16 protein-coding genes are annotated in these 21,665 nt (G+C 70.1%); 6 read left to right on the top strand and 10 right to left on the bottom strand.

Going from position 1 to position 21,665, the window contains the following annotated elements; translation table 11 throughout:
- Positions 1-61: 61 nt before the first annotated feature.
- Positions 62-5,725 carry a pullulanase-type alpha-1,6-glucosidase gene (pulA, locus tag HC028_RS12695; RefSeq protein ID WP_168076770.1) on the bottom strand — a complete coding sequence of 1,888 codons (5,664 nt, stop codon included), beginning with the start codon at positions 5,723-5,725 and terminating at the stop codon, positions 62-64.
- Positions 5,726-6,010: 285 nt separating this feature from the next.
- Between pulA and HC028_RS12690 the strand changes: the two genes are divergently transcribed.
- On the top strand, positions 6,011-8,866 hold the full coding sequence (locus tag HC028_RS12690; protein WP_168076768.1) for an aconitate hydratase: 2,856 nt from the start codon (positions 6,011-6,013) through the stop codon (positions 8,864-8,866).
- Between the two features lie 102 nt (positions 8,867-8,968).
- Positions 8,969-9,214 carry a DUF2630 family protein gene (locus tag HC028_RS12685; protein ID WP_168076766.1) on the top strand — a complete coding sequence of 82 codons (246 nt, stop codon included), beginning with the start codon at positions 8,969-8,971 and terminating at the stop codon, positions 9,212-9,214.
- 12 nt (positions 9,215-9,226) lie between these two features.
- On the opposite strand, the gene HC028_RS12680 is transcribed toward HC028_RS12685, so the two are convergent.
- Complete coding sequence (locus HC028_RS12680; protein WP_168076764.1) at positions 9,227-9,874, bottom strand: HAD family hydrolase; 648 nt, start codon at positions 9,872-9,874, stop codon at positions 9,227-9,229.
- Positions 9,875-10,030: 156 nt separating this feature from the next.
- On the opposite strand from HC028_RS12680, the gene HC028_RS12675 reads away from it, so the two are divergent.
- Positions 10,031-10,639, top strand: a complete 609-nt coding sequence (locus HC028_RS12675) for a TetR/AcrR family transcriptional regulator (protein ID WP_168076762.1) — start codon at positions 10,031-10,033, stop codon at positions 10,637-10,639.
- Between the two features lie 8 nt (positions 10,640-10,647).
- A complete protein-coding gene (locus HC028_RS12670) occupies positions 10,648-11,409 on the top strand; it encodes an SDR family oxidoreductase (protein ID WP_168076760.1) in 762 nt (253 codons plus the stop codon).
- Here the strand turns inward: HC028_RS12670 and HC028_RS12665 are convergent.
- The 3 genes from HC028_RS12665 to HC028_RS12655 form a co-directional block, all read right to left on the bottom strand.
- Entirely contained in the window at positions 11,403-13,340 is a 1,938-nt protein-coding gene (locus HC028_RS12665; protein WP_239075400.1) for an ABC transporter ATP-binding protein, read from the bottom strand. The two genes, HC028_RS12670 and HC028_RS12665, sit on opposite strands and share 7 nt — an antisense overlap.
- Before the next feature lie 128 nt (positions 13,341-13,468).
- Positions 13,469-14,344, bottom strand: coding sequence for an enoyl-CoA hydratase/isomerase family protein (locus HC028_RS12660; protein WP_168076758.1), 876 nt, complete (start codon positions 14,342-14,344; stop codon positions 13,469-13,471).
- Positions 14,341-14,571, bottom strand: a complete 231-nt coding sequence (locus HC028_RS12655) for a helix-turn-helix domain-containing protein (protein WP_168076757.1) — start codon at positions 14,569-14,571, stop codon at positions 14,341-14,343. Before HC028_RS12655 ends, HC028_RS12660 begins: the two co-directional genes overlap by 4 nt.
- 137 nt (positions 14,572-14,708) lie before the next feature.
- On the opposite strand from HC028_RS12655, the gene HC028_RS12650 reads away from it, so the two are divergent.
- Positions 14,709-16,076 (top strand): hypothetical protein, encoded by a 1,368-nt coding sequence (locus tag HC028_RS12650; protein ID WP_239075397.1) that lies wholly within the window; start codon positions 14,709-14,711, stop codon positions 16,074-16,076.
- Positions 16,077-16,100: 24 nt separating this feature from the next.
- On the opposite strand, the gene HC028_RS12645 is transcribed toward HC028_RS12650, so the two are convergent.
- Positions 16,101-17,711 carry an ABC-F family ATP-binding cassette domain-containing protein gene (locus HC028_RS12645; protein WP_168076755.1) on the bottom strand — a complete coding sequence of 537 codons (1,611 nt, stop codon included), beginning with the start codon at positions 17,709-17,711 and terminating at the stop codon, positions 16,101-16,103.
- Between the two features lie 255 nt (positions 17,712-17,966).
- Between HC028_RS12645 and ypfJ the strand changes: the two genes are divergently transcribed.
- Positions 17,967-18,896 (top strand): KPN_02809 family neutral zinc metallopeptidase, encoded by a 930-nt coding sequence (ypfJ, locus tag HC028_RS12640; protein ID WP_168076753.1) that lies wholly within the window; start codon positions 17,967-17,969, stop codon positions 18,894-18,896.
- Positions 18,897-18,902: 6 nt separating this feature from the next.
- Here ypfJ and HC028_RS12635 read toward each other — a convergent pair whose 3' ends face one another.
- The 4 genes from HC028_RS12635 to HC028_RS12620 form a co-directional block, all read right to left on the bottom strand.
- Positions 18,903-19,535, bottom strand: a complete 633-nt coding sequence (locus tag HC028_RS12635; RefSeq protein ID WP_168076751.1) for an acVLRF1 family peptidyl-tRNA hydrolase — start codon at positions 19,533-19,535, stop codon at positions 18,903-18,905.
- Positions 19,536-19,605: 70 nt separating this feature from the next.
- Positions 19,606-19,947 carry a metal-sulfur cluster assembly factor gene (locus HC028_RS12630; RefSeq protein WP_168076749.1) on the bottom strand — a complete coding sequence of 114 codons (342 nt, stop codon included), beginning with the start codon at positions 19,945-19,947 and terminating at the stop codon, positions 19,606-19,608.
- Entirely contained in the window at positions 19,944-20,405 is a 462-nt protein-coding gene (gene sufU, locus HC028_RS12625; RefSeq protein WP_168076975.1) for a Fe-S cluster assembly sulfur transfer protein SufU, read from the bottom strand. Before sufU ends, HC028_RS12630 begins: the two co-directional genes overlap by 4 nt.
- Positions 20,405-21,664 carry a cysteine desulfurase gene (locus tag HC028_RS12620; protein ID WP_168076747.1) on the bottom strand — a complete coding sequence of 420 codons (1,260 nt, stop codon included), beginning with the start codon at positions 21,662-21,664 and terminating at the stop codon, positions 20,405-20,407. Before HC028_RS12620 ends, sufU begins: the two co-directional genes overlap by 1 nt.
- Between the last annotated feature and the right edge of the window lies 1 nt (position 21,665).

Below are 21,665 nucleotides of genomic sequence, written 5' to 3'. Positions count from 1 at the left end.
GCTCGCTACCCCGACCCGGCCGCGGCAACCCGGAAAATCCTTCAGGATCATGGAGCCTCGACTACGGCTGGACGAAGACCGCCACGGTACGCCCCGGCACCGTGAGCGTGCCGGTCGACGAATCGAAGCCGGAGTGCTTCACCACCGGGTCGCTGCCGGCCGCCTGCACCGGGTGCAGCGCCACGGACCCGCCGCGCAGCGCCGGGACGGTCTGGTCCGCGGCCGACGGCGTCGCGTTGAAGACGACGGTGATGGACTTCCAGCGCGGATCCCCGGTCAACCGCATCGTGATCACGCCGGGCGTCTCGCCCGTACCCGACAGCGGGAACGACACCGACCGCTGGACGTCCACGGCCGTGGTCAGCCCGAACGCTGGTGAGCTGGTGCGGATGCGCAGCAGCTCGGCGTAGCCCCGTGCGGTGGCGTCGACCGCCGCGCAGTCGGGCACGAGTTTCGGGTCGGCCAGCAGCGGCCGCGCATAGGGCCACTTATCGCGATTGTCGGCGGCCGGCGGGAGCCCGCGCCCGAAGCCGTTGCCGGCGCGGCAGTCCCACGAGATCTCGTTGAACCAGTCGCCGGAGTTGAACGAGTTGCGGTCCAGGGACTTGGAGCGCAACCGGTCGGAGCCGGCGGTACTGAACCCGACGCCCTGGCCGAGGATCGTGGTGGACAGCGCGAGCACCTGCATCCGGGCCCGGTCGGCGGCGGAGGTACCGGCCGGCAGCTTGTACGCGAGCGCGTCGTACAGGATCTCGTTGTCGTGCGCGTCCACGTACGTGATCGCCTCGCGGGGAGAGTCGGTGTACCCGGCCGACGAGCCGTCGTAGTCGACCTGCGCGCCGGCCACCTCCCGTCCGGTCGAGTCGGTGAACCGGTAGCCGGCCAGGTTCCCGGTCAGCCCGACCTTGATCAGGTCCTGGTAGTGCAGGAGCCGGGCCCGCTGCTCGGCGGCGGTGCCGTTCACCGGGTCGCCGTTCGGGTCGGTGTACAGGCCGGACGCGAAGCCCTGCTGACGCGGGTTCGGGTCGAACGGACCACCGCCCCGGACCCCGTCGCGCAGCCGGTCGTTGAACGTACCGATCCCGGTGCCGGCCATTTTTGCCTGCGTGGCCTGTGTAAACCGGGCGTTGTCAGCGACCTCGCCGAAGTTCCAGCCCTCGCCGTACACGTAGATCTTCCTGCCGTCGACGCCGTCCCGGGCGAGGGTGAGCCGGTCGAGGGCGGCCCGGACGGCCAGGATGTTGGCCTTCGGGTGGTGGCCCATCAGATCGAACCGGAAACCGTCCACCTTGTACTGCCTGGCCCAGGTGACGACCGAGTCGACCACGAGCTTGCCCATCATGGCGTGCTCGGGCGCGGTGTTCGCACAGCAGGTGGAGTTCGCCACCGTGCCGTCGTCGAGCAGCCGCTGGTAGTAGCCGGGCACGATCTGGTCGAGTACGGAGAACCGGTCCACGCCGGCGGCGTGCGTGTGGTTGTAGACCACGTCCATGACCACCCGCAGCCCGGCGCCGTTCAGGCCGGCGACCATCTGGCGGAACTCGGTGACCCGCCGGGCCGGGTCGGCGGCGTAGGAGCCCTCCGGGGCGGTGTAGTGCAGCGGGTCGTAGCCCCAGTTGTAGCCGTCGGAGTCGGCCACGCCCGCGACGCACTCCTGCTGCTTCTCGCTGTCGGGCGGCAGGCTGGCCAGGTCGCAGGCCGGCATCTGCTGGTCGGACTTACGCTCCGGCACCGACGCGAAATCAAAGACCGGAAGCAGGTGTACGTGCGTGAGCCCGGCCTGCGCCTGAGTGCGCAGGTGCGTCATGCCGGCCGACGTCGCGTCGGTGAACGCGAGGTAGGTGCCCCGATGGTCAGCGGGGACGCTGGCGTCGGCGATAGAGAAGTCCCGGACCGACAACTCCTGGATCTGGATCTTCGACGGGTCGACTCCGGGCTTGCGCAGGGAACCCCAGCCGGCCGGCGCGAGCGAGCGGTCGCTCAGGTCGGTGACGCGGCTGAAGGTCGAGTCGACGGACAGGTCGACCGAGTACGGGTCGGTGACGCTCGCGGTCACGACCTTCTGCTCGGCCGGTTGCCAGGCGGTCACCCGGTACCGGTAGTACTTGCCCTTCCAGTCGCCGGACGCCTGCCACACCCCGGTGGCGTCGTCGCGGCGCATGGGCAGCACTCGAGGCGTCGCATCCGGCGTGTCGGCCAGTTCGAGGGAGACTGCCTGCGCGGTGGGCGCCCAGACGCTCAGGGTCGCCTTCTTCCCGTCGAACGTCGCGCCCAGCCTCGCGCCGGTCGCCTTCGCGTACACGTCGTCGAGGACGCCCGCGACCTGCGCGGAGGTCGCCCCGAGCACGGCGCCGTCGGCGTCCCGCTCGGTGACGATCACCTGGCCGCGCAGCGCGTCGCGGACCTTGCCCCGGTCGGCCGGGTCGACGGTGAACGCCTGGTAGTTCCACAGGTGCGGGTACTTCAGCCGCTGCGCCTCGGTCAGCACGCCCGCGTGCAGGCGGATCGTCTTGCCGTTGCCGCGCAGGTCGTAGATCTTGCCGTCGGTCGGCCCGACCTTCCACAGCACGGTGTCCCGGTCGATCCACTGGGCCTTCGCGCGTGTGGTGTCGGTGTCGGGTCCCGCTGCTGCCGGCATGGGTAACAGGTAGCGCGGCTGACCCGCCAGCAGCCACACCTCGTGTCCGGTCTTGCCCAGATCGATGGACTGGTCCGCCGGCAGATCCTTCTCGTCACCCTTGTGGACGATGTAGTTCAGGATTTTCGCGCCGTCGGCGAGCGGCACCCGGAAGACGGCGCCGTACGCGTCCTGCCCGACCGGCTTCCGGGGCGCGCTCCAGTCGGTGGGCGTCGCCGCGCCGGCCCACAGGTGCAGCCCCCAGCCGTCGTAGTCGCCGGCCGGGCGCCGGTAGTGCAGCACCGCCGTGTGTTCGGCCGCGGCCCGCGTGGGGTGGGCGGCCGCCTCCCCGGAGCGCACCCACGCGTCGCCGGCTGCCGCCGGGATCACCGACTGGTCGGCTTCCTTCTCGGCCCCCTTGTACACAGTGAACGCGACCGGCTTGGTCGGATAGCCGACCGGCACCCGCCAGTACGCGCCGTAGCTGTCGACACCATCGGGTTGGCGCTCGGTGGGCGTACCGGCCGCGAGCCCGTCGCCCGACACGCGCAGGCCCCATCCGGTGTACTGCCCGTCCGGCCGGCCGTAGTGGACCGTCACCGACGTGGTCGCCGCCGCGTCCGACGGGTACACGGCAGGGTCGCCCTGTTTCAGCCAGATCTCGCCGGTCCGACCGGCGTCCACGCTGCCCGTGCCGTCCGTCGCGCCACTCGCGTTGGCGATGGTGACGCTGACCGACCGGGCCCCGGGCTTGAGCTTCACCCAGGCGAACCGGCCGTACGCGTCCTCGCCGGCAAAGGGCTGCGCGGCGGTGGCGTCCACGTCGCCCGACGCCTGCAGGCTCCAGCCGGCATAGTCGCCGGCCGGCCGCTGGTAGTGCACGACGACGTGGTCGCGGTCGGTCGTCGTCGGCGGGGTGCCGACCGCCGCGGTCGTGGTGGCCGAGCTCGTGCGGCCGGCGCCGTCGCGGACCACCGCCTTGTAGCGCAGTTTCGTGCCGCCTTCGAGCCCGGCGAGGTCGTGGTAGACCCGGTACGGGGCGCGGGTGGCCGTCCCCAGCGACTGCCACGGTCCGTTGCCGATCTGCACCGCGTACGCGACGGTTGCCAGGGGGTCGCCGGTGACGTCGGCGACGATCTCGGCGCGGGTCGGCACCTGCTGGCCCGCCGCGGGTTTGGTGATCTTTATCGTCGGCGCTGTCGCCGGCTTGGACAGGGGCTTGGTCGCCTTGTAGACGACGGCCGACAGCGGCGGGACGGTGACGGTCAGGCGTTTGCCCGCGTCGCTCGCGACCCGCTCCCCGGCGTTCGGGTAGAGCCGCTCGAAGCTGCCCCCGTACGTGCCGAACGTGGCGGTCTGCGCGGTGTTCGCGTTGTTCGTTGCGACGACGTACTCGCCGCGCTGGGCCGGGTCGACACGGGAGAACGCGAAGATGCCGGGGCCGTTCGCCGCGTACCGGGTGACCTGCACGCCGTCGCGCAGGGCGGGGTGGTCGCGCCGCAACTCCCCCAGCTTCGCGATCCTCCGGTAGATCGGGTGGTTCACGTCGTACTGGTCGACGGCGTGCGTACGGTCGGTGCCGAGCAGCGGGTCGTCGAGGTAGTCGGCGGTCCGCGAGGCGAACATGTCCTGCCGGGCGTCCTTGTCCCCACCCGGCCCGGTGAAGCCCTGCTCGTCACCGGAGTAGACGATCGGCTGGCCGCGGGTAAGGAACATCAGCTCGTGGGCCAGGACGTCCGTGCGTAGCTGGGTGGCTCCATCTCCGCCGGCAGCGCGCGCGAACGAGCCGATCCGGCCCATGTCGTGGTTGCCGAGAAACGTGGGCAGCCGGTTGGCGTCGGTGCCGCTCGTCGCGTACAGATCGTCGCTCGCGTACAGCGTGGCGAGGTCGATGGCTGACCCGCCGAGCACCGCGTACCCGGTCGCCGCCGCCTGGAACGGGAAGTCCAGGGTGGCGCCCAGCCGGCCGCGGCGCACGTACGTGGAGTTGAAGTCCGGATCGCCGCTGAACACTTCGCCGAACATGAAGAAGTCGGGCTTGCCGGCCCTCCGCGCGGCCTGCTGGACGCCGGCGGCGAACTGCGGCCAGAACGGCAGGTCGACGTGCTTGACGGTGTCGATGCGGTACCCGTCGACCCCAACCCGACCGATCCAGCTGGAGTAGATGTCGGTCATCCCGCGTACCACCTCGGGCCGCTCGGTCCACAGGTCGTCGAGGCCCACGAAGTCGCCGTACTCGGCGTTCTCGCCCACGTAGGTGGAGTCGCCCCGGTTGTGGTACATCGTCGGATCGTTGAGCCACTCGGGCTTCTTGACGCCGGTGTCGGCGGGGGTGGCGAACCGCGGGCGGTACGGGAACGAGTCGAGGTTGACCGCCGGGAAGCCGCGCTTGCCGTCGGCGTAGTTACTGTCCTCGAACGGATGCCCGTTCGCGTCCTGGTACGGCACGTCGGCCTTGCTCACGTACGCGCGCTTGTCCTGGATGATGACGTCCGCGGTGTGGTTGGTGATGATGTCGAGGTAGACCTTCATGCCGCGCTTGTGCGCAGCTGCCACCAGCGTCTTCAGGTCCTCCTCGGTCCCGAAGTGCGGATCCACCCGAGTGAAGTCGGTGATCCAGTAGCCGTGGTAGCCGGCCGACACGTCGTTGCCGTTGACCTGCACCGGCCGGTTGCGAAAGATCGGCGCGAGCCAGATGGCGGTGGTGCCGAGCCCCTGGATGTAGTCGAGCCGGTCGAGAACGCCCTTGAGGTCGCCACCGTGGTAGAAGCCCTTGTCGGCCGGGTCGTAACCGGTGGCCGTCCGGTCGCCGGCCAGGCCGCCCCGGTCGTTGCGGGGGTCGCCGTTGGCGAAGCGGTCGGGCAGCGCGAAGTAGAACTGTTCGGCGCGGGTGCGTCGGCCGGCACCCCCGGCCGCCTCCAGCAGCGATTCTGCCGAGGGTTCGCGCTCCCAGGTGGGCGCGCCGGGGATCTGGTGCGTACCGGCGGCCTGTTCCGTACCGGCAACTGCCCGTTGCGGCAGCTCGACCACTGCGGCGGAGGCGCTGGCGGTCAGGGTGAGGCTGAGCGCGCAGCCGAGCGCGACAGCGACGGATCCAAGGATTCCCATAGCGACCGTCCTCGATGGGTAGGTGGCCGCAACGTATCGGTAACTGAAAATTTCAGCAAGACCTTGCAGGTTGCTCGCGCACCCGCCATCCCCGCTTTTGCTGAGGTGTTTCCGAGTGATCTTTCGAACGTCGGCGAAACTTGCGTCGTTTAACAAGACGGACGTACGGTTTTATTTAATAGGCAGTGGTGTCAGGAGGACGCGCGGAGGGCCGACCCGCCGCAGCCGACCGGCCCGGCCTGCGGGAGACTGCTAGCCGACCAACCAGTGACGCGAGGAGTACACGTGGCAAGCCTCGACTCGTTTGGCGCCCGAAGCCAGCTAGGCGTCGGTGACGCCAGCTACGAGATCTACAAGATCAGTCAGGTGGAGGGGTCGGCGCGACTGCCGTACAGCCTCAAGATCCTCCTGGAGAACCTGCTGCGCACCGAGGACGGCGCGAACATCACCGCCGACCACATCCGCGCACTCGGTTCGTGGGACCCGACCGCCGAGCCCAGCGTGGAGATCCAGTTCACCCCGGCGCGGGTACTGATGCAGGACTTCACCGGCGTGCCCTGCGTCGTCGACCTCGCCACGATGCGGGAGGCCGTGCGGGAACTGGGCGGCGACGCCACCAAGGTCAACCCGCTCGCCCCCGCCGAACTGGTCATCGACCACTCCGTCATCGCCGACCTGTTCGGCCGCGCAGACGCGTTCGTGCGCAACGTCGACCTGGAGTACCAGCGCAACCAGGAGCGCTACCAGTTCCTGCGCTGGGGCCAGACCGCGTTCAACGAGTTCAAGGTCGTCCCGCCGGGCACCGGCATCGTGCATCAGGTCAACATCGAGTACCTCGCCCGCACCATCATGACCCGAAACGGCGTCGCCTACCCGGACACGGTCGTCGGCACCGACTCGCACACCACGATGGTCAACGGCCTCGGCGTCGTCGGCTGGGGAGTGGGTGGCATCGAGGCCGAGGCGGCCATGCTCGGCCAGCCGGTGAGCATGCTCATCCCGAAGGTCGTCGGCTTCAAGCTGCACGGTGAGATGCCCGAGGGCACCACCGCCACCGACCTCGTGCTCACGATCACCGAGATGCTGCGCCAGCACGGTGTCGTCGGCAAGTTCGTCGAGTTCTACGGCCCCGGCGTCTCCGCCGTCCCGCTGGCCAACCGGGCCACCATCGGAAACATGAGCCCTGAGTACGGCTCGACCGTCGCCATCTTCCCGATCGACGACGAGACCGTGCGGTACCTGCGCCTGACCGGCCGGCCGGAGGAGCAGCTGGCGCTCGTCGAGGCGTACGCCAAGGAGCAGGGCCTCTGGCACGATCCGGCCGCCGAGCCGGAGTACTCCGAGCGCCTCGAGCTCGACCTGTCCACGGTCGAGCCGTCCCTCGCAGGTCCGAAGCGCCCACAGGACCGGGTGCCGCTGCTGTCGGCCAAGACCCTGTTCCGCGCCGCGCTCAAGGACTACGTCAAGGCGCCGGTGCCGGTCAACGTCGAGTCGGCGGGCAACGGCGTCGATGGCAAGGCAGACGAGGCCAGCGCCGAGTCGTTCCCGGCCAGCGACCCGCCGGCGGTCCATGCCGAGCAGCGCACCGAGGACCCGGCCGACAAGCCGCGCGACCTCATCTCGGCCGCCGTGGGCGCCGCCGGGCGGGCCACCAACCCGGTGACGGTCACCCTGGACGACGGTACGAGGTTCGAGCTCGACCACGGCGCCGTCGTGATCGCCGCGATCACCTCCTGCACCAACACGTCCAACCCGCAGGTCATGCTCGGCGCGGCGCTGCTCGCCAAGAAGGCGGTCGACCGCGGGCTGGCCCGCAAGCCGTGGGTCAAGACCACCCTGGCGCCGGGCTCCAAGGTCGTCATGGACTACTACGAGCGGGCGGGCCTGACCCCCTACCTGGAGAAGCTCGGCTTCAACCTGGTCGGGTACGGCTGCACCACCTGCATCGGCAACTCCGGCCCCCTGCTGGAGCCGATCAGCGCCGCCATCAACGACAACGACCTGACCGCGGTCAGCGTTCTGTCGGGCAACCGCAACTTCGAGGGGCGGATCAACCCCGACGTCAAGATGAACTACCTGGCGTCGCCGCCGCTGGTCGTCGCGTACGCGCTCGCCGGCACGATGGACATCGACCTGGCCAACGAGCCGCTGGGCAACGGTGCCGACGGTCAGCCGGTGTACCTTCGCGACATCTGGCCGACGGCGCTGGAGGTCGAGGAGGTCATGGCGACCGCGATCGCGAGCGAGATGTTCGCCCGCGACTACGCCGACGTGTTCGCGGGAGACGAACGCTGGCAGTCGCTGCCCACCCCGACCGGCGACACGTTCGACTGGGCCGCCGACTCCACGTACGTGCGCAAGCCCCCGTACTTCGAGGGCATGCCCGCGGAGCCGGCCCCGGTGTCGGACATCGCGGGCGCCCGGGTGCTCGCCAAGCTCGGCGACTCGGTGACCACCGACCACATCTCTCCGGCCGGCTCGATCAAGGCCGACTCCCCCGCCGGGAAGTACCTGTCCGAGCACGGCGTCGACCGGCGCGACTTCAACTCGTACGGGTCCCGCCGGGGCAACCACGAGGTCATGGTCCGGGGCACCTTCGCCAACATCCGCCTGCGCAACCAGCTGCGGCTGCCGGGCACCGGTTCCGCTGCGGGAGCTGCGCTCCCTGAAGGCGGCTTCACGGTCAACCACCTCACCGGCGAGCAGACGACGATCTACGACGCCTCCGTCGCCTACCAGGAGGCCGGCGTGCCGCTGGTGATCCTGGCGGGCAAGGAGTACGGCTCGGGCTCGTCGCGGGACTGGGCGGCCAAGGGCACGATGCTCCTGGGCGTGCGGGCGGTCATCGCCGAGAGCTACGAGCGCATCCACCGCTCGAACCTGATCGGCATGGGCGTTCTGCCGCTGCAGTTCCCGACCGGCGAGAACGCCGAGTCGCTCGGCCTGACCGGCACCGAGACGTTCACGATCTCCGGGATCGAGGCGCTCAACGCCGGCACCACGCCGCGGTCGGTGACCGTCAGCACCGACACCGGCGTCACGTTCGACGCCGTGGTGCGCATCGACACCCCCGGTGAGGCGGACTACTACCGGCACGGCGGCATCCTGCGGTACGTGCTGCGCCGGATGCTGGCGAGCTGAACCTGACGACAAAAGCGGGGCGGCGTCCTTTGTGGACGCCGCCCCGTCGCCTTTCTGACTGCCACACGTTTCGACTGCCCCGGATGTGGAAGGCTCGCCGGTATGGCCGAGGACCCGATCCTCAAGCACATCCGGGAACTCGTCGAGGATGAGCGCCGGCTGCGCGCGAAGGTGCTGACCGGAGAGCTGCCCACCGACGAGGAGCAGGCCCGGCTACGCCAGGTCGAGAAGTCGCTGGACCAGTGCTGGGACCTCCTGCGCCGCCGCCGCGCCGCCGAGGACCAGGGCACGGACCCCGACACGGTGGTGCCGCGGCCGGCCGATGAGGTCGAAGACTACTTGCAGTAACCGCTCCTCGAGCTACTCCGCCCCCATCAGGACGGCAAGGGCCTCGATCGCGCTGTCGACGGTGCGGGTCGGGGTGAACCGCGGGTCGGGCCAGGTCCTCCCGCGGCGCAGCCAGATGCTCGGCGCTCCGATCGCCTCGGCGCCGCCGATGTCGGCTTCGGGTGCGTCCCCGATGACCCACGCGCCGCGCAGCCGGACCCTCGCCCGCTCGGCGGCGATCGCGTAGATGCGCGGGTTCGGCTTGCGGCACCCCGCCTCTTCCGAGATCACCCAGGTGGCGAGGTACCGGTCCAGGCCGGTGCGGCGCAGCTTCTCCTCCTCCAACCGCGTCTCGCCGTTGGTGACCACCACCGGCACCCAGCCCGCGTCCTCCACGATGCCGAGCGCGCACGCGACCAGCGGATCAAGGCGCAGCCGCTCCATCAGCCCCTCTCGTACGATCTCGACGAGATCGAGCGACGGCACGCGCAGCCCGTACCGGGCCTGGATCGCGTCGGCCAGGTCCCAGGCCGGCGTCAAGCCGTCGGCGTCTACCGAGAGCAACCAGTCCAGGTCATAGTCGGGAGCGTCGATCCGTTCGAGAAAGTCGCGCCCCCACGCGCGAAATGCCCCTTCGCGGTCGATCAGCGTGTTGTCCAGGCTGAGTAGCAACAGGGGCACGCCGGGACCCTACGTGACATTGTCGGCTTCCGGACACCCCCTTGTCCGCTCCCAAATTGGCAAACCGGCTGTAACCAGTCGTTCCAGCGGTCAGCATGGGCAAGATCATTGGTTGGAAAATTGCACGACGCCGGCCGCGACTGTCACGATCGACTCGTGCCCAGGGTGAGTCAGGACCAACTCGACGCGCGCCGCCGCGAAATTCTCGCCGGTGCGCGTACCTGCTTTGCCCGGCACGGGTACGAAGGCGCCACGGTCCGCCGGCTCGAGGACGAGATCGGCCTGTCCCGTGGCGCCATCTTCCACCATTTCCGGGACAAAGAGTCGCTGTTCCTGGCCGTCGCGGAGGACGATGCGGTGGCGATGGTCGCCACCGTCGCCGAGCACGGTCTCGTACAGGTCATGCGCGACCTGCTGGCCCGCGCCGCCGAGCCGGCGGTCGGCGCTACTGGCGAGCCGGAGGTGGCCGGCTGGCTCGGCACCCAACTGGAGGTGTCCCGCCGGCTGCGCACCGACCCCGAGTTCGCCAAGCGGTGGGCCGCGCGCTCCGAGGCGATCTCTGCGGCCACCCGGGAACGCCTGACCCGTCAGCGCGAGGCCGGCGTGCTGCGCGCGGACGTACCCGTCGACGTGCTCGCCCAGTTCCTCGAGCTCGCGTACGACGGCCTCGTACTGCACCTGGCGACCGGCCGGCCCGCCGACGACCTCGACGTCGTGCTGGACCTCGTGGAGGAGACCGTTCGGCGTCCCCGCTCTCACCCCTAGGACGTGAAATGGACCTTGGACTGGCTGGCCGCGCTTACGTGCTGACCGGCGCGTCCCGCGGGCTCGGCTTCGCGACCGCGCAGGCTCTCGTGGCCGAGGGCGCCCGAGTGGTCATCTCCTCCCGGAACGCTGACCGGGTCGCCGCCGCGGTGGAACAGCTCGGCGGTTCCGACGTCGCCGTCGGGCTCGGCGCCGACCTCGCCGACGAGACCACCCCGGCCCACCTGGTACGGCTGGCGTTCTCGACGTTCGGCCGGCTCGACGGCGCGCTGATCTCGGTAGGCGGCCCACCCCGGGGAACCGCGCTCCAAGCCACCGACGACCAGTGGCTGCAGGCGTTTCGCTCGGTCCACCTCGGTTCGATCCGCATGGCCCGCACCGCTGCCGACCGCCTCGATGAGGGGGGCGTGATCGGGTTCGTGCTGTCCACCTCGGTCCGCCAGCCGATCCCGGGTCTCGGCATTTCCAACGGGCTGCGCCCAGGTCTCGCCGGGGCCGCCAAGGACATGGCCGACGAGCTGGGTCCGCGCGGCATCCGGGTGGTGAGCCTCCTGCCCGGACGGATAGCGACAGACCGCAGCCGTGAACTGCTCGCCGCGGCGCCGGACCCGGAACAGGCCCTCGCCGCGATCCGGGCGGAGATCCCCCTGCGCCGGCTCGGCGAACCGGAGGACTTCGGCCGGGTTGCGGCGTTCGTCCTCTCCCCGGCGGCGAGCTACCTCACCGGACTCACCGTGCCGATCGACGGTGGCGCGCTGCGCGCCTACTGACCGACCGGCTCGGGTCCTGACATGGTCGCGATCGTCTCCACCTCGGTGAACGGCCGGGGCGAGTCGGCCACCGCGAACTGGGTCCGGTACAGCTCGGCGTACAGCCCACCGGCGGCGACCAGCTCGTCGTGGGTACCCCGCTCGACGATCCGGCCCTTGTCCATCACCAGGATCTGGTCGGCCTCGCGGACGGTCGACAGCCGGTGCGCGATGACGAGAGCGGTGCGGCCGGTGAGCGCCTCGGTGAGGGCCCGCTGCACCGCCGCTTCGGACTCCGAGTCCAGGTGCGCCGTCGCCTCGTCGAGGATCACGACCGAGGGGGCCTTGAGCAGCAGCCGGGCGATCGCGATGCGCTGCTTCTCGCCGCCGGAGAACCGGTAGCCCCGCTCCCCCACCACGGTGTCGAGCCCGTCGGGCAGCTCGCGGATCAGGTGGCCGACCTGCGCCCGGTCCAGCGCGGTCCACAGCTCCGCGTCGGTCGCGTCCGGCCGCGCGTACCGGAGGTTCTCCGCGATCGTCTCGTGGAACAGGTGCGAGTCCTGGGTGACGACCCCGATCGTGTCACGCAGCGACGACAGCGTCGCGTCCCGTACGTCGACGCCGCCCACCAGCACGCTCCCGGCGGTCACGTCGTACACCCGCGGCAGCAGCATCGCGGTCGTGGACTTGCCCGCCCCGGACGGCCCGACCAGCGCCACCATCTGGCCCGTCTGCACGGTGAACGAGACCTGGCGCAGCACCGGCTCGCTCACGGTGCGGTCGAGGGCCGCGACATCCTCGAGGGAGGCCAGCGAGACGTCCGACGCGCTCGGGTACCGGAAGGACACGTCACGGAACTCGACCCGGCCGGCGCCGCGCGGGATCGGGCGGGCGTCCGGGGACTCGGAGATCGCCGGTTCGAGGTCGAGCACCTCGAAGACGCGCTCGAACGACACCAGCGCGCTCATCACGTCGACGCGCACGTTGGAGAGCGCGGTCAACGGGCCGTAGAGCCGGGTGAGCAGCAGCGCGAGACTCACGACGGTGCCTGCGGCAAGCGCCCCACGCACCGCGTACCAGCCGCCGAGGCCGTACGTGAGCGCCTGGGCGAGCGCGGCGACCAGCAGCATGGCCACGAAGAAGGTGCGGCTGTACATCGCCGACTGGATGCCGATGTCACGTACCCGCTCGGCCCGCTCGCCGAAGCGTTTCGCCTCGACGTCCGGCCGGCCGAACAGCTTGACCAGGAGCGCGCCGGCCACGCCGAAGCGCTCGGTCATCGTTGCGTTCATCTTCGCGTCGAGCTGGTAGGACTCTCGGGTGATGTCGGCCAGCCGCCGGCCGACGCGCCGGGCCGGCAGGATGAACATCGGCAACATGACCAGCGACAGCGCGGTGATCTGCCAGGAGAGCGTGAACATGACCGCGGCGGTGAGCGCCAACTGGATGACGTTGCTGACGACGCCGGACAGCGTCGACGTGAATGCCCGCTGCGCGCCCAGCACGTCGTTGTTGAGCCGGCTCACCAGCGCCCCGGTCTGGGTACGGGTGAAGAACTGCAGCGGCATGCGCTGCACGTGGTCGTAGACCTGTCTGCGCAGGTCGAGGATGATTCCTTCGCCGATGCGGGCGGAGTACCACCGCTGGGCGAGCGACAGCAGCGCGTCGGCGACGGCCAGCCCCGCGATGAGCAGCGCCGTCAGCACGATCGCCCGCGTCGCCTCGCTGCCACCCTTATTGATCAGGTTGACCACCCGGCCGGCGAGCACCGGCGTGGCGACCCCGATACCGGCGGCGAGGACGACGGCGAACAGGAACACGATGATGTCGCGCCGGTAGGGCCGGGCGAATGCGAACACCCGCCGGGCGGTCTCGCGCCCGATCTTGCGGCCGGAGAGGTCTCCCTCGCGCCGCATCGAGCGCAGCATCTCCCAGCCGCCCATGCCACCCATAGGGCCCACCGACACACCTCCGCGTCACGTCCGCACGCCAGTGTCGCGGACGGATACGACAACGGTAGATGCGAGCGCTTTCTTCCCAAGTTTCCTTGGGCAGGTTACTCGCCGCCGGACGTGCCGGCTTACTCGCCGACGCCAGCGAGGTCGCGCAGCCGGCGGATCTGAGCCGCCCGCTCGGCCTCCTCCTGCTCGGCGTAGCCGCGCCAGGCGGCCCCGGCGATCAGCGCCTTGATCTCGACGACGGCGTCGCGCGGAGCCGACAGGACAGCGGCGGTCAGATCGGCCACCGCCGCGTCCAGGTCCGCGCGCCCGACGACCAGATTGGCCAGCCCTATGCGCTCGGCCTCAGCCGCCGGCACCCGGCGGCCGGTCACGCAGATCTCCAGCGCACGGGCGTATCCGACCAACTCGACCAGGCGTTTCGTACCGGTCAGGTCCGGTACGAGCCCGAGGCTGACCTCCGCCATCGTGAACGTGGCGTCGTCGGTGACGACCCGGAAGTCGCAGGCCAGCGCGAGTTGGAAGCCGGCTCCGATCGCGTGCCCCTGCACGGCCGCGATCGTGATCAGATCGGGCCGGCGAAGCCAGGAGAACCCTTCCTGGAACAGCGCGATGCGATCCTGCGCCTGCTCCGGGGGGAGCGACACGAGCTCCACGAAGGTGCCGCTGGGCGCCGACGAATCGCCTGCGCCCGTGACACGGTCAGCAGTTCCCCGTTCATCCGCGGCCGAGCCCCCCGCTGCCTCGCCACCTGACGCAAGCGCTCCGGCCACGGACAGATCGAGACCTGCAGAGAATGCCCTTCCCTCACCGCGCACCACCACGACGCGTACGTCGCCCGGCAGCTCTCGCGCGAAATCACGGAGAGCCGCCCACATAGCGGGTGTCTGCGCGTTGAGGACGTCGGGCCGGCACAACGTCACCGTTGCAACCGGCCCCTCCCGATCCAGTCGAACCCCGACGGACGGGGCCGGCTGGCCGTTCTCTTGCCCGGTCACGCCTTCTTCCGCCGGCGTGCTCCGCCGCGCTGGCGCAGCTGGACTCCGGACTCCGTCAGAACACGGTGCACGAAGCCGTACGAGCGGCCGGTCGACGAGGCCAACGCCCGGATACTCTCACCGCTGGTGTAACGCTTCACGAGATCCTTGGCGAGCGTCTGGCGTTCGGCTCCGACGATCCGGCGACCCTTCTCGGTGCTGGTGGTGGTGGTGGCGGTGGCTGCCATGTTGATTCCTCACGTCCCAGACTGAGCGGTTGGTGCGGTCTCACCTATTAGACCGCCTCACGCGATCATGCGCCAGATATAGACCTTGCGCCAACCGAGACGCGCACCCCTGTCCCGTACCGATAGCGTGGTGCCCCGTGACGAGCAATGCGGGCGTTGGCACCGCCACCGACCCGCCCGACCAGCTACGGGACCTCGATGGGCAGGCTCATCGGGAATGGCGGGACGCCATCGGGTGGGGCGTCCTCACCCTCATCGGCCTCGCGATCACGGCTCTCGCGGTACGCGCGGGTGCGCAATTGGGCACCGCCAGCGCACCGTTTCTCGGCTGGTACCGCTTCCAGATCGGGCCGCCGAGCCTCCTCGCCCCGGCCGTCGCGGCCGTGGTCATCCTGGTCAGCGCGCGCGGCTGGCTCGACCGGGTGCGGTGGTCGGTCCTGCTCGCGTGGTCATACGTTGCCGCGTTGAGCTGGGCACTGGCCTTGGCACTGGTCGACGGGGTGTCCGGGCTGACCCGGGCGCTGAGCTCACCCGAGGAGTACTCGGCCGATCTCGCCGCGGTCGGCGACGATCCCGTCCACTTTGTACAGCACTTCACCGAGCACGCCGGCCAGCTCTCGGTCGCCGCGCGCGGACACCCGCCAGGTCCGGTGCTGCTGCTGTGGGCGCTGCACCGGGTCGGCATCCGCGACGAGGTCGTGCTCGGGCTGCTCATCACCGCGCTCGGCGCGCTCGTGGTGCCGCTCGTGCTCACCGCGGTGCGCGGCACCTGTGGTGAGACGGCGGCCCGCCGCTACCTGCCGGTGCTGGCGTTGGCGCCGTACGCGGTGTGGACCGCGGTGAGCCTCGACGCGATCGTCGCCATGCTCGGTGCCGCGATGATCGCCGCGGGCGTACGCGCGAGCGACCGGGAGCGCACCGGCTGGCGGGCGGCCAGGTGGGCCGGGATCGCCGGTTTACTGGCCGGGATCGCGGCGCTGTTCTCGTACTCGGTGCCCTGGTTGGGCCTTGCCCTCATCCTGCTCTACTTCGCCCGGCGGCGCCCGTTCCTCAACCTCGCCAGCGGCATCGGCGCGTTGATCCCGGTGCTCGCCGTCTCGGACCTGGTCGGCTTCTCGTGGGCCAACGGGCTCGGGGCGGCGCACGCCGACTGGACCAGCCGGATCGTGCCGTACCGGTCAGTGGCCTGGTGGAGCGGCATCAGCCTGGTGGCGCTGCTGCTCGCGGTCGGGCCGCCGCTGTTCGCCAGCCTGCGCAAGGTACGCAACACGCCCGCCTGGCCGTTCCTGGTCGGCGCCGGCACGGCCATTGTCTTCTCGGTACTCGCCGGGCTGGCGCGTGGCGGCGTGGAGCATGCCTGGCTGCCGTTCTTTCCGTGGCTGACCGTCGCGGCCGTGGCACCGCAGCGGCAGGCCGGGCCGCCGGTGCCCACCCCGCTGCTGTTGACCGCCCTCGGCGCGGTCGCCGCGATCGTCGTGGAGGCGGTACTGGCGACGCCCTGGTAACCGGCCCCTCCTCAGCAGAAAGCCCTACGCGAGCTCCACCAGCTCCAGCAGGTCGTCGCTCCACGCGTCCTCGACACCGTCGGGCAGCAGGATCGCCCGGTCGGGCTTGAGCGCGGTGACCGCGCCGGGGTCGTGGGTCACCAGCACGATCGCCCCCGGGTAGCGGGCGATCGCGTCGAGTACCTGCTCGCGACTGACCGGGTCGAGGTTGTTGGTCGGCTCGTCGAGCAGCAGCACGTTCGCGCCGGAACAGACGAGCGTGGCCAGGGCCAGCCGGGTCTTCTCACCACCGGAGAGCACACCGGCCGGTTTGTTCACGTCGTCGCCGCTGAACAGGAAGGCACCGAGGATCTTTCGAAGCTCGGTGTCGTTCTGGTCGGACGCGGCGGATCGCATGTGTTCGAGGATCGTCCGGTCGACGTCGAGCGTCTCGTGCTCCTGCGCGTAGTACCCGATCCGCAGGCCGTGGCCGTGGATCACCTCGCCGGTGTCGGGCTGCAGGTAACCGCCGAGCATCCGCAGCAGCGTCGTCTTGCCCGCCCCGTTGAGCCCGAGGATCGCCACCCGTGAACCGCGGTCGACCGCCACGTCCACGTCGAGGAAGATCTCCAGCGAACCGTAGCTCTTGGACAACCCCTGGGCGGTCAACGGGGTCTTGCCACAGGGCGCCGGGGCCGGGAAGCGGACCTTCGCCACCTTGTCCGAGACCCGCTCCTCCTCCAGACCCGACAGCAGCTTCTCGGCGCGCTTGGCCATGTTCTGCGCGGCGGTCGCCTTCGTCGCCTTGGCCCGCATCTTGTCGGCCTGTGCCAGCAGCGCGCCGGCCTTCTTCTCGGCATTGGCCCGCTCGCGGCGGCGGCGCCGCTCATCGGTCTCGCGCGCCTCCAGGTACGCCTTCCAGCCCAGGTTGTACGCGTCGATCGTGGACCGGTTGGCGTCGAGGTACCAGACCTTGTTGACGACGGCGTCGAGCAGGTTGACGTCGTGGCTGATGACAACCAGGCCACCCTTGTGGCCAGCGAGGAAGGCACGCAGCCAGTTGATCGAGTCGGCGTCGAGGTGGTTGGTCGGCTCGTCGAGGAGCAGGATGCCGCCGCCGGTCTCGCTCGCGTCGCGGAAGAGGATCCGGGCCAACTCGATGCGGCGGCGCTGACCACCGGAGAGCGTGCCCAGCGACTGTTCGAGGACCCGGTCGGGCAGCCCGAGGTTGGCGCAGATCCGGGCAGCCTCGGCCTCGGCGGCGTAGCCACCCAGCCCGGCGAACTGGTCTTCGAGCGTGCCGTACCGGCGCAGCAGCGCGTCGCGCTGTGGCGGCGAACCGGCCAGCTCGACCTCGATCTTGTGCATCTCCGACATCAGCGTGTCCAGCCCGCGGGCGGACAGCACCCGGTCACGGGCGGACATGGTGAGATCCCCGGTACGGGGATCCTGCGGCAGATATCCGACGGGTCCGCGGGTGTCGACCGAGCCGCTGTACGGCTGCCCCTCACCGGCGAGAACCTTGAGCGTCGTAGTCTTACCCGCGCCGTTGCGGCCGACGAGACCGATCCGGTCGCCCGGCTGGATGCGTAGGGTGGCATCCGCCAGCAGAATCCGGGAGCCGGCGCGCAGTTCCAGGGCGGTAGCGGTAATCATGCGGGGAAAGCTCGCTCTCTTGGGATCGGCACTGACCAGGGGGGCACGCGGAAACGCCGGCCGCGTCAGCGGTCGGCGTGGAGCAGGTCAGTCTCTGCAGGCGAGCACCGACCCATTGTACCTACTCCCCCGCGCCGATCAGCGACACGATTATCGATCGCGGCCACCGGGTACTCACGGTGCGCGCGGACCCTGAGGTGCGCAGCGGGGGCAGTGGTTTGATGACGTGAGCTTGAGTCGGCGATCGGGGTCGAGATGGAACTCAACGAGAACGCAGATCTGGATACCAGCCAGGTCGAGGACGCGCGCGGAGCCGGTCGTGGCGGGGGCGGATTCGGCGGCATACCGATCCCGATCGGCGGCGGGATCGGCACGATCATCACACTCGTCGTGGTCGTGATCGGCCTGGTGGTCGGTGGCGGGACGTTCGGCCGCAGCATGCTGGGCGGCGGCGACGGGAACGATCAGGGCAACAACACGCAGCTCGAACAGAAGTGCGCGGCGAGCAACCCCGACCGGTTCAAGGACGCCGACTGCCGCAACCTGCTCTACGTCAACTCGATCCAGTCCTACTGGCAGAGCGCGCTGCCCCAGATCTTCGGCAAGGCCTACAGCCAGGCTCCGACCAGGTTCTTCTCCGGCGGCGTCAACACCGGCTGCGGGCAGGCCGACTCCGGTGTCGGGCCGTTCTACTGCCCCGCCGACGACCATGTGTACATCGACCTGGACTTCTACCAGGAACTGGCGAGCCGGTTCGGCGCGAAGGGCGAGTTCGCGCAGCCGTACGTGCTGGCCCACGAGTACGGACACCACATTCAGGACCTGCTCGGCACCGAGGCGCAGATGCGCCGCGCGCAACAGCGCGACCCGAGCAACGCCAACCAGTACTCGGTGATGCTGGAGTTGCAGGCCGACTGTTACGCCGGGGTGTGGACCAACCACGCCACCGAGACCAAGAGCGCGAAGGGTCAGGCGCTGTTCAAGAGCATCACCCAGCAGGACGTCCAGGAGGCTCTGACGGCGGCCGCCGCGGTGGGCGACGACGCGATCCAGAAGAAGATGGGCGGCGCCGTCGACGAGCACAAGTTCACGCACGGCTCGTCGGCACAGCGCCAGCAGTGGTTCAGCAAGGGGTACGAGACCGGCGATCCGCGGTCCTGCGACACGTTCGGCAACGGGGTGTAGCAGCCGTCAGGGCAGCCGTATCCGGACCTTCCGAGCGGCTGTGACGGCGGCCTTGAGCACGGCGAGCTTCGGGTCTGGTACGTCGAGAAAGCGGTCGACCCGAAGCTCGCGCAGCGCCGCGAGGCGCGGATCGGCGAGCACGTCATCGACCAGCCGCCGGTCTCCTCCGGTCACCAGCGCGTCCAGGGCCTTCGCTTCCGGGGCCAGCAGGCGCAGGACGGTGTCCGCGGTCTCGCCGGCCGCCGCGCGCGCCTGGTTGTCCCGCCGGCGGGCGAAGCGCTGCTGGGACCAGCCGCCGGCAGCGGTACGGCTCTGCACGTACCGGCTGCCGACCTTGGACCCGATGAGTTCGGGCCCCTCGGCGATGCCGACGCCGAACCCGCCGCGGCGTACCAGCAGCAGCCCGAGCCGGCGCGGTCGCAGCGCCTCGGCCACCAGGCCGGGAAGGTCGAAAGCGGCGCCGACGAGCAGGCGGCACTCGGCCACCTCACCGTCGGCCGCCGCAAGCTCCAGACCGTCGGGCAGCGGGCGTGCCTCGACATCACCGTGGCGCTCGACGAAGCCGGAAAGCCAGCGGCCGAGGCGCTCGGGGTCTACCTCGACCCAGCGCCCACCACCCGCCGCCGGCCTACTCACCACTGGTTAACCATACGATCTTGGACAGTTGGACCGGCGATGACCGGTCCAACTGTCCACGATCACGGAGAAATCAGACGTTGAAGCCGAGCGCCCGCAACTGCTCGCGGCCCTCGTCGGTGATCTTGTCCGGACCCCACGGCGGCATCCAGACCCAGTTGATCCGGATGTCGTTGACCAGTCCGCCACCGGGGCCGGCGCAGAGCGCCTGCCGGGCCTGATCCTCGATCACATCGGTGAGCGGGCAGGCTGCCGAGGTCAGGGTCATGTCGAGGGTGGCGACGTTCTCATCGTCGACGTGGATTCCGTACACGAGACCGAGATCGACCACGTTGATGCCCAACTCGGGGTCGACGACATCCTTCATCGCCTCTTCGATGTCCTCGAGGGGCGGTTTAGCGGTGGTCTCGCTCATGATGTGGTTCCTCCCACGTTCGACTCCTCAGCGGCCCGCGCGAGGGCGTCCTTGAACGCCATCCACGACAGCAGCGCGCACTTGACCCGCGCCGGGTAACGGGCCACTCCGGCGAACGCTATCGCGTCGCCGAGCTTTTCCTCGTCCGGCTCCACCTGGCCACGGCCGGCCATGAGGGTGGCGAACGCGTCGTGCCGGGTCAGGGCCTCGGTGACCGGCAGCCCGACCACCAGCTGGTGCAGGACGCTCGCCGAGGCCTGGCTGATCGAGCAGCCTATTCCCTCGTACGAGACGTCGGTGATCTTGTCGTCGACCAGGTCGACCCGCAGGGTCACCTCGTCGCCGCAGGTCGGGTTGACGTGGTGCGCCTCGGCCCGGTACGGCTCGCGCAGCCCCCGCCCGTGCGGATGCTTGTAGTGATCCAGGATTATCTCCTGGTAGAGGTCGTCCACCTGTATCACCCGAACACCTTCCGAACCCGCTGCAGGCCCCGCACCAGCGCGTCCACCTCGTCGGTCGTCGTGTACAGGTAGAACGAGGCGCGGGTGGTCGCCGGCACGCCGAACCGCGCACACGTCGGCCGGGCGCAGTGATGGCCGACCCGCACCTGGACACCCTCGGCGTCCAGGATCTGACCGACGTCGTGCGGGTGGATGTCCGCGAGCGCGAACGAGATCGTCCCGCCTCGGCCCTCCGCCGTCTGCGGGCCGATGACCCGCAGGTCCGGCACTGTCGCAAGCACCTTCAGCGCGTACTCGGTGAGGTCCTTCTCGTGCTCGTGGATGGCGTCCATGCCGATCCCGGACAGGTAGTCCACCGCCGCGCCGAGTGCGACCGCCTCCGCGATCGGCGGCGTGCCCGCCTCGAACTTCATCGGCGGCAGCGCGTAGGTCGACCGCTGCATCGTGACCGTCTCGATCATCGAACCGCCGCCGAGGAACGGCGGCATCGCCAGCAGCAGGTCGTACCGGCCCCACAGCCCGCCGATGCCGGTCGGCCCGCACATCTTGTGCCCGGTGAAGGCCAGGAAGTCGACCCCGAGCGCGGTCACGTCGACCGGCAGGTGCGGTACGGACTGCGACGCGTCGAGCATCACCAGCGCACCGACCTGCCGGGCTCGCGCGACGATCGCGGAGACGTCGTTGACCGTGCCGAGAATGTTCGACACGTGCACGATCGACACCAACTTGGTCCGCTCGTTGACCAGCTCGTCGAGGTTCGACTCGTCGAGCCGGCCCTCGTCGGTGAGGCCGAACCACCGCAGCGTCGCGCCGGTGCGCTCGCACAGCAGCTGCCACGGCAGGATGTTCGAGTGGTGCTCCATCTCGGAGATCACGATCTCGTCCCCCGGTCCCAGCCGGAACCGGGGGTCGCCGGCGCGCTCCGAGAAGGCGTGCCCCACCAGGTTGATCGCCTCGGTGGAGTTCTTCGTGAAGACGACCTCGTCGGGCCTTGTCGAGCCGATGAAGGCCGCGATCTTCGCCCGGGCACCCTCGAACGCCTCCGTCGCCTCGGTGCCCAGCGTGTGCACCGACCGCGAGACGTTGGCGTTGCACCCCTCGTAGTGCGCGCGCAGCGCGTCGAGCACCTGTCGGGGCTTTTGCGACGTGGCCGCCGAGTCCAGGTAGACCAGCGGACGGCCGTTGACGAGCCGACTCAGGATCGGGAAGTCGGCTCGTACGGCCTGGACGTCGTACGTCGGGAGGGTCGCCGTCATC

Origin of the sequence: Planosporangium flavigriseum (assembly GCF_011947225.1) — a bacterium.
GTDB lineage: Bacteria > Actinomycetota > Actinomycetes > Mycobacteriales > Micromonosporaceae > Planosporangium > Planosporangium flavigriseum.
The sequence above is the reverse complement of the archived record's forward strand: the minus strand, read 5'-3'. Positions and strand labels throughout refer to the sequence as shown.

Bases quoted from the DNA above. Each gene is read 5' to 3' on its own strand.
- HC028_RS12645 (WP_168076755.1), bottom strand. From the start codon at position 17,711: ATGATTACCGCTACCGCCCTGGAACTGCGCGCCGGCTCCCGGATTCTG.
- HC028_RS12685 (WP_168076766.1), top strand. From the start codon at position 8,969: ATGGCCGAGGACCCGATCCTCAAGCACATCCGGGAACTCGTCGAGGAT.
- ypfJ (WP_168076753.1), top strand. From the start codon at position 17,967: ATGGAACTCAACGAGAACGCAGATCTGGATACCAGCCAGGTCGAGGAC.
- HC028_RS12670 (WP_168076760.1), top strand. From the start codon at position 10,648: ATGGACCTTGGACTGGCTGGCCGCGCTTACGTGCTGACCGGCGCGTCC.
- HC028_RS12630 (WP_168076749.1), bottom strand. From the start codon at position 19,947: ATGAGCGAGACCACCGCTAAACCGCCCCTCGAGGACATCGAAGAGGCG.
- pulA (WP_168076770.1), bottom strand. From the start codon at position 5,725: ATGGGAATCCTTGGATCCGTCGCTGTCGCGCTCGGCTGCGCGCTCAGC.
- HC028_RS12655 (WP_168076757.1), bottom strand. From the start codon at position 14,571: ATGGCAGCCACCGCCACCACCACCACCAGCACCGAGAAGGGTCGCCGG.
- HC028_RS12665 (WP_239075400.1), bottom strand. From the start codon at position 13,340: ATGGGTGGCATGGGCGGCTGGGAGATGCTGCGCTCGATGCGGCGCGAG.
- HC028_RS12620 (WP_168076747.1), bottom strand. From the start codon at position 21,664: ATGACGGCGACCCTCCCGACGTACGACGTCCAGGCCGTACGAGCCGAC.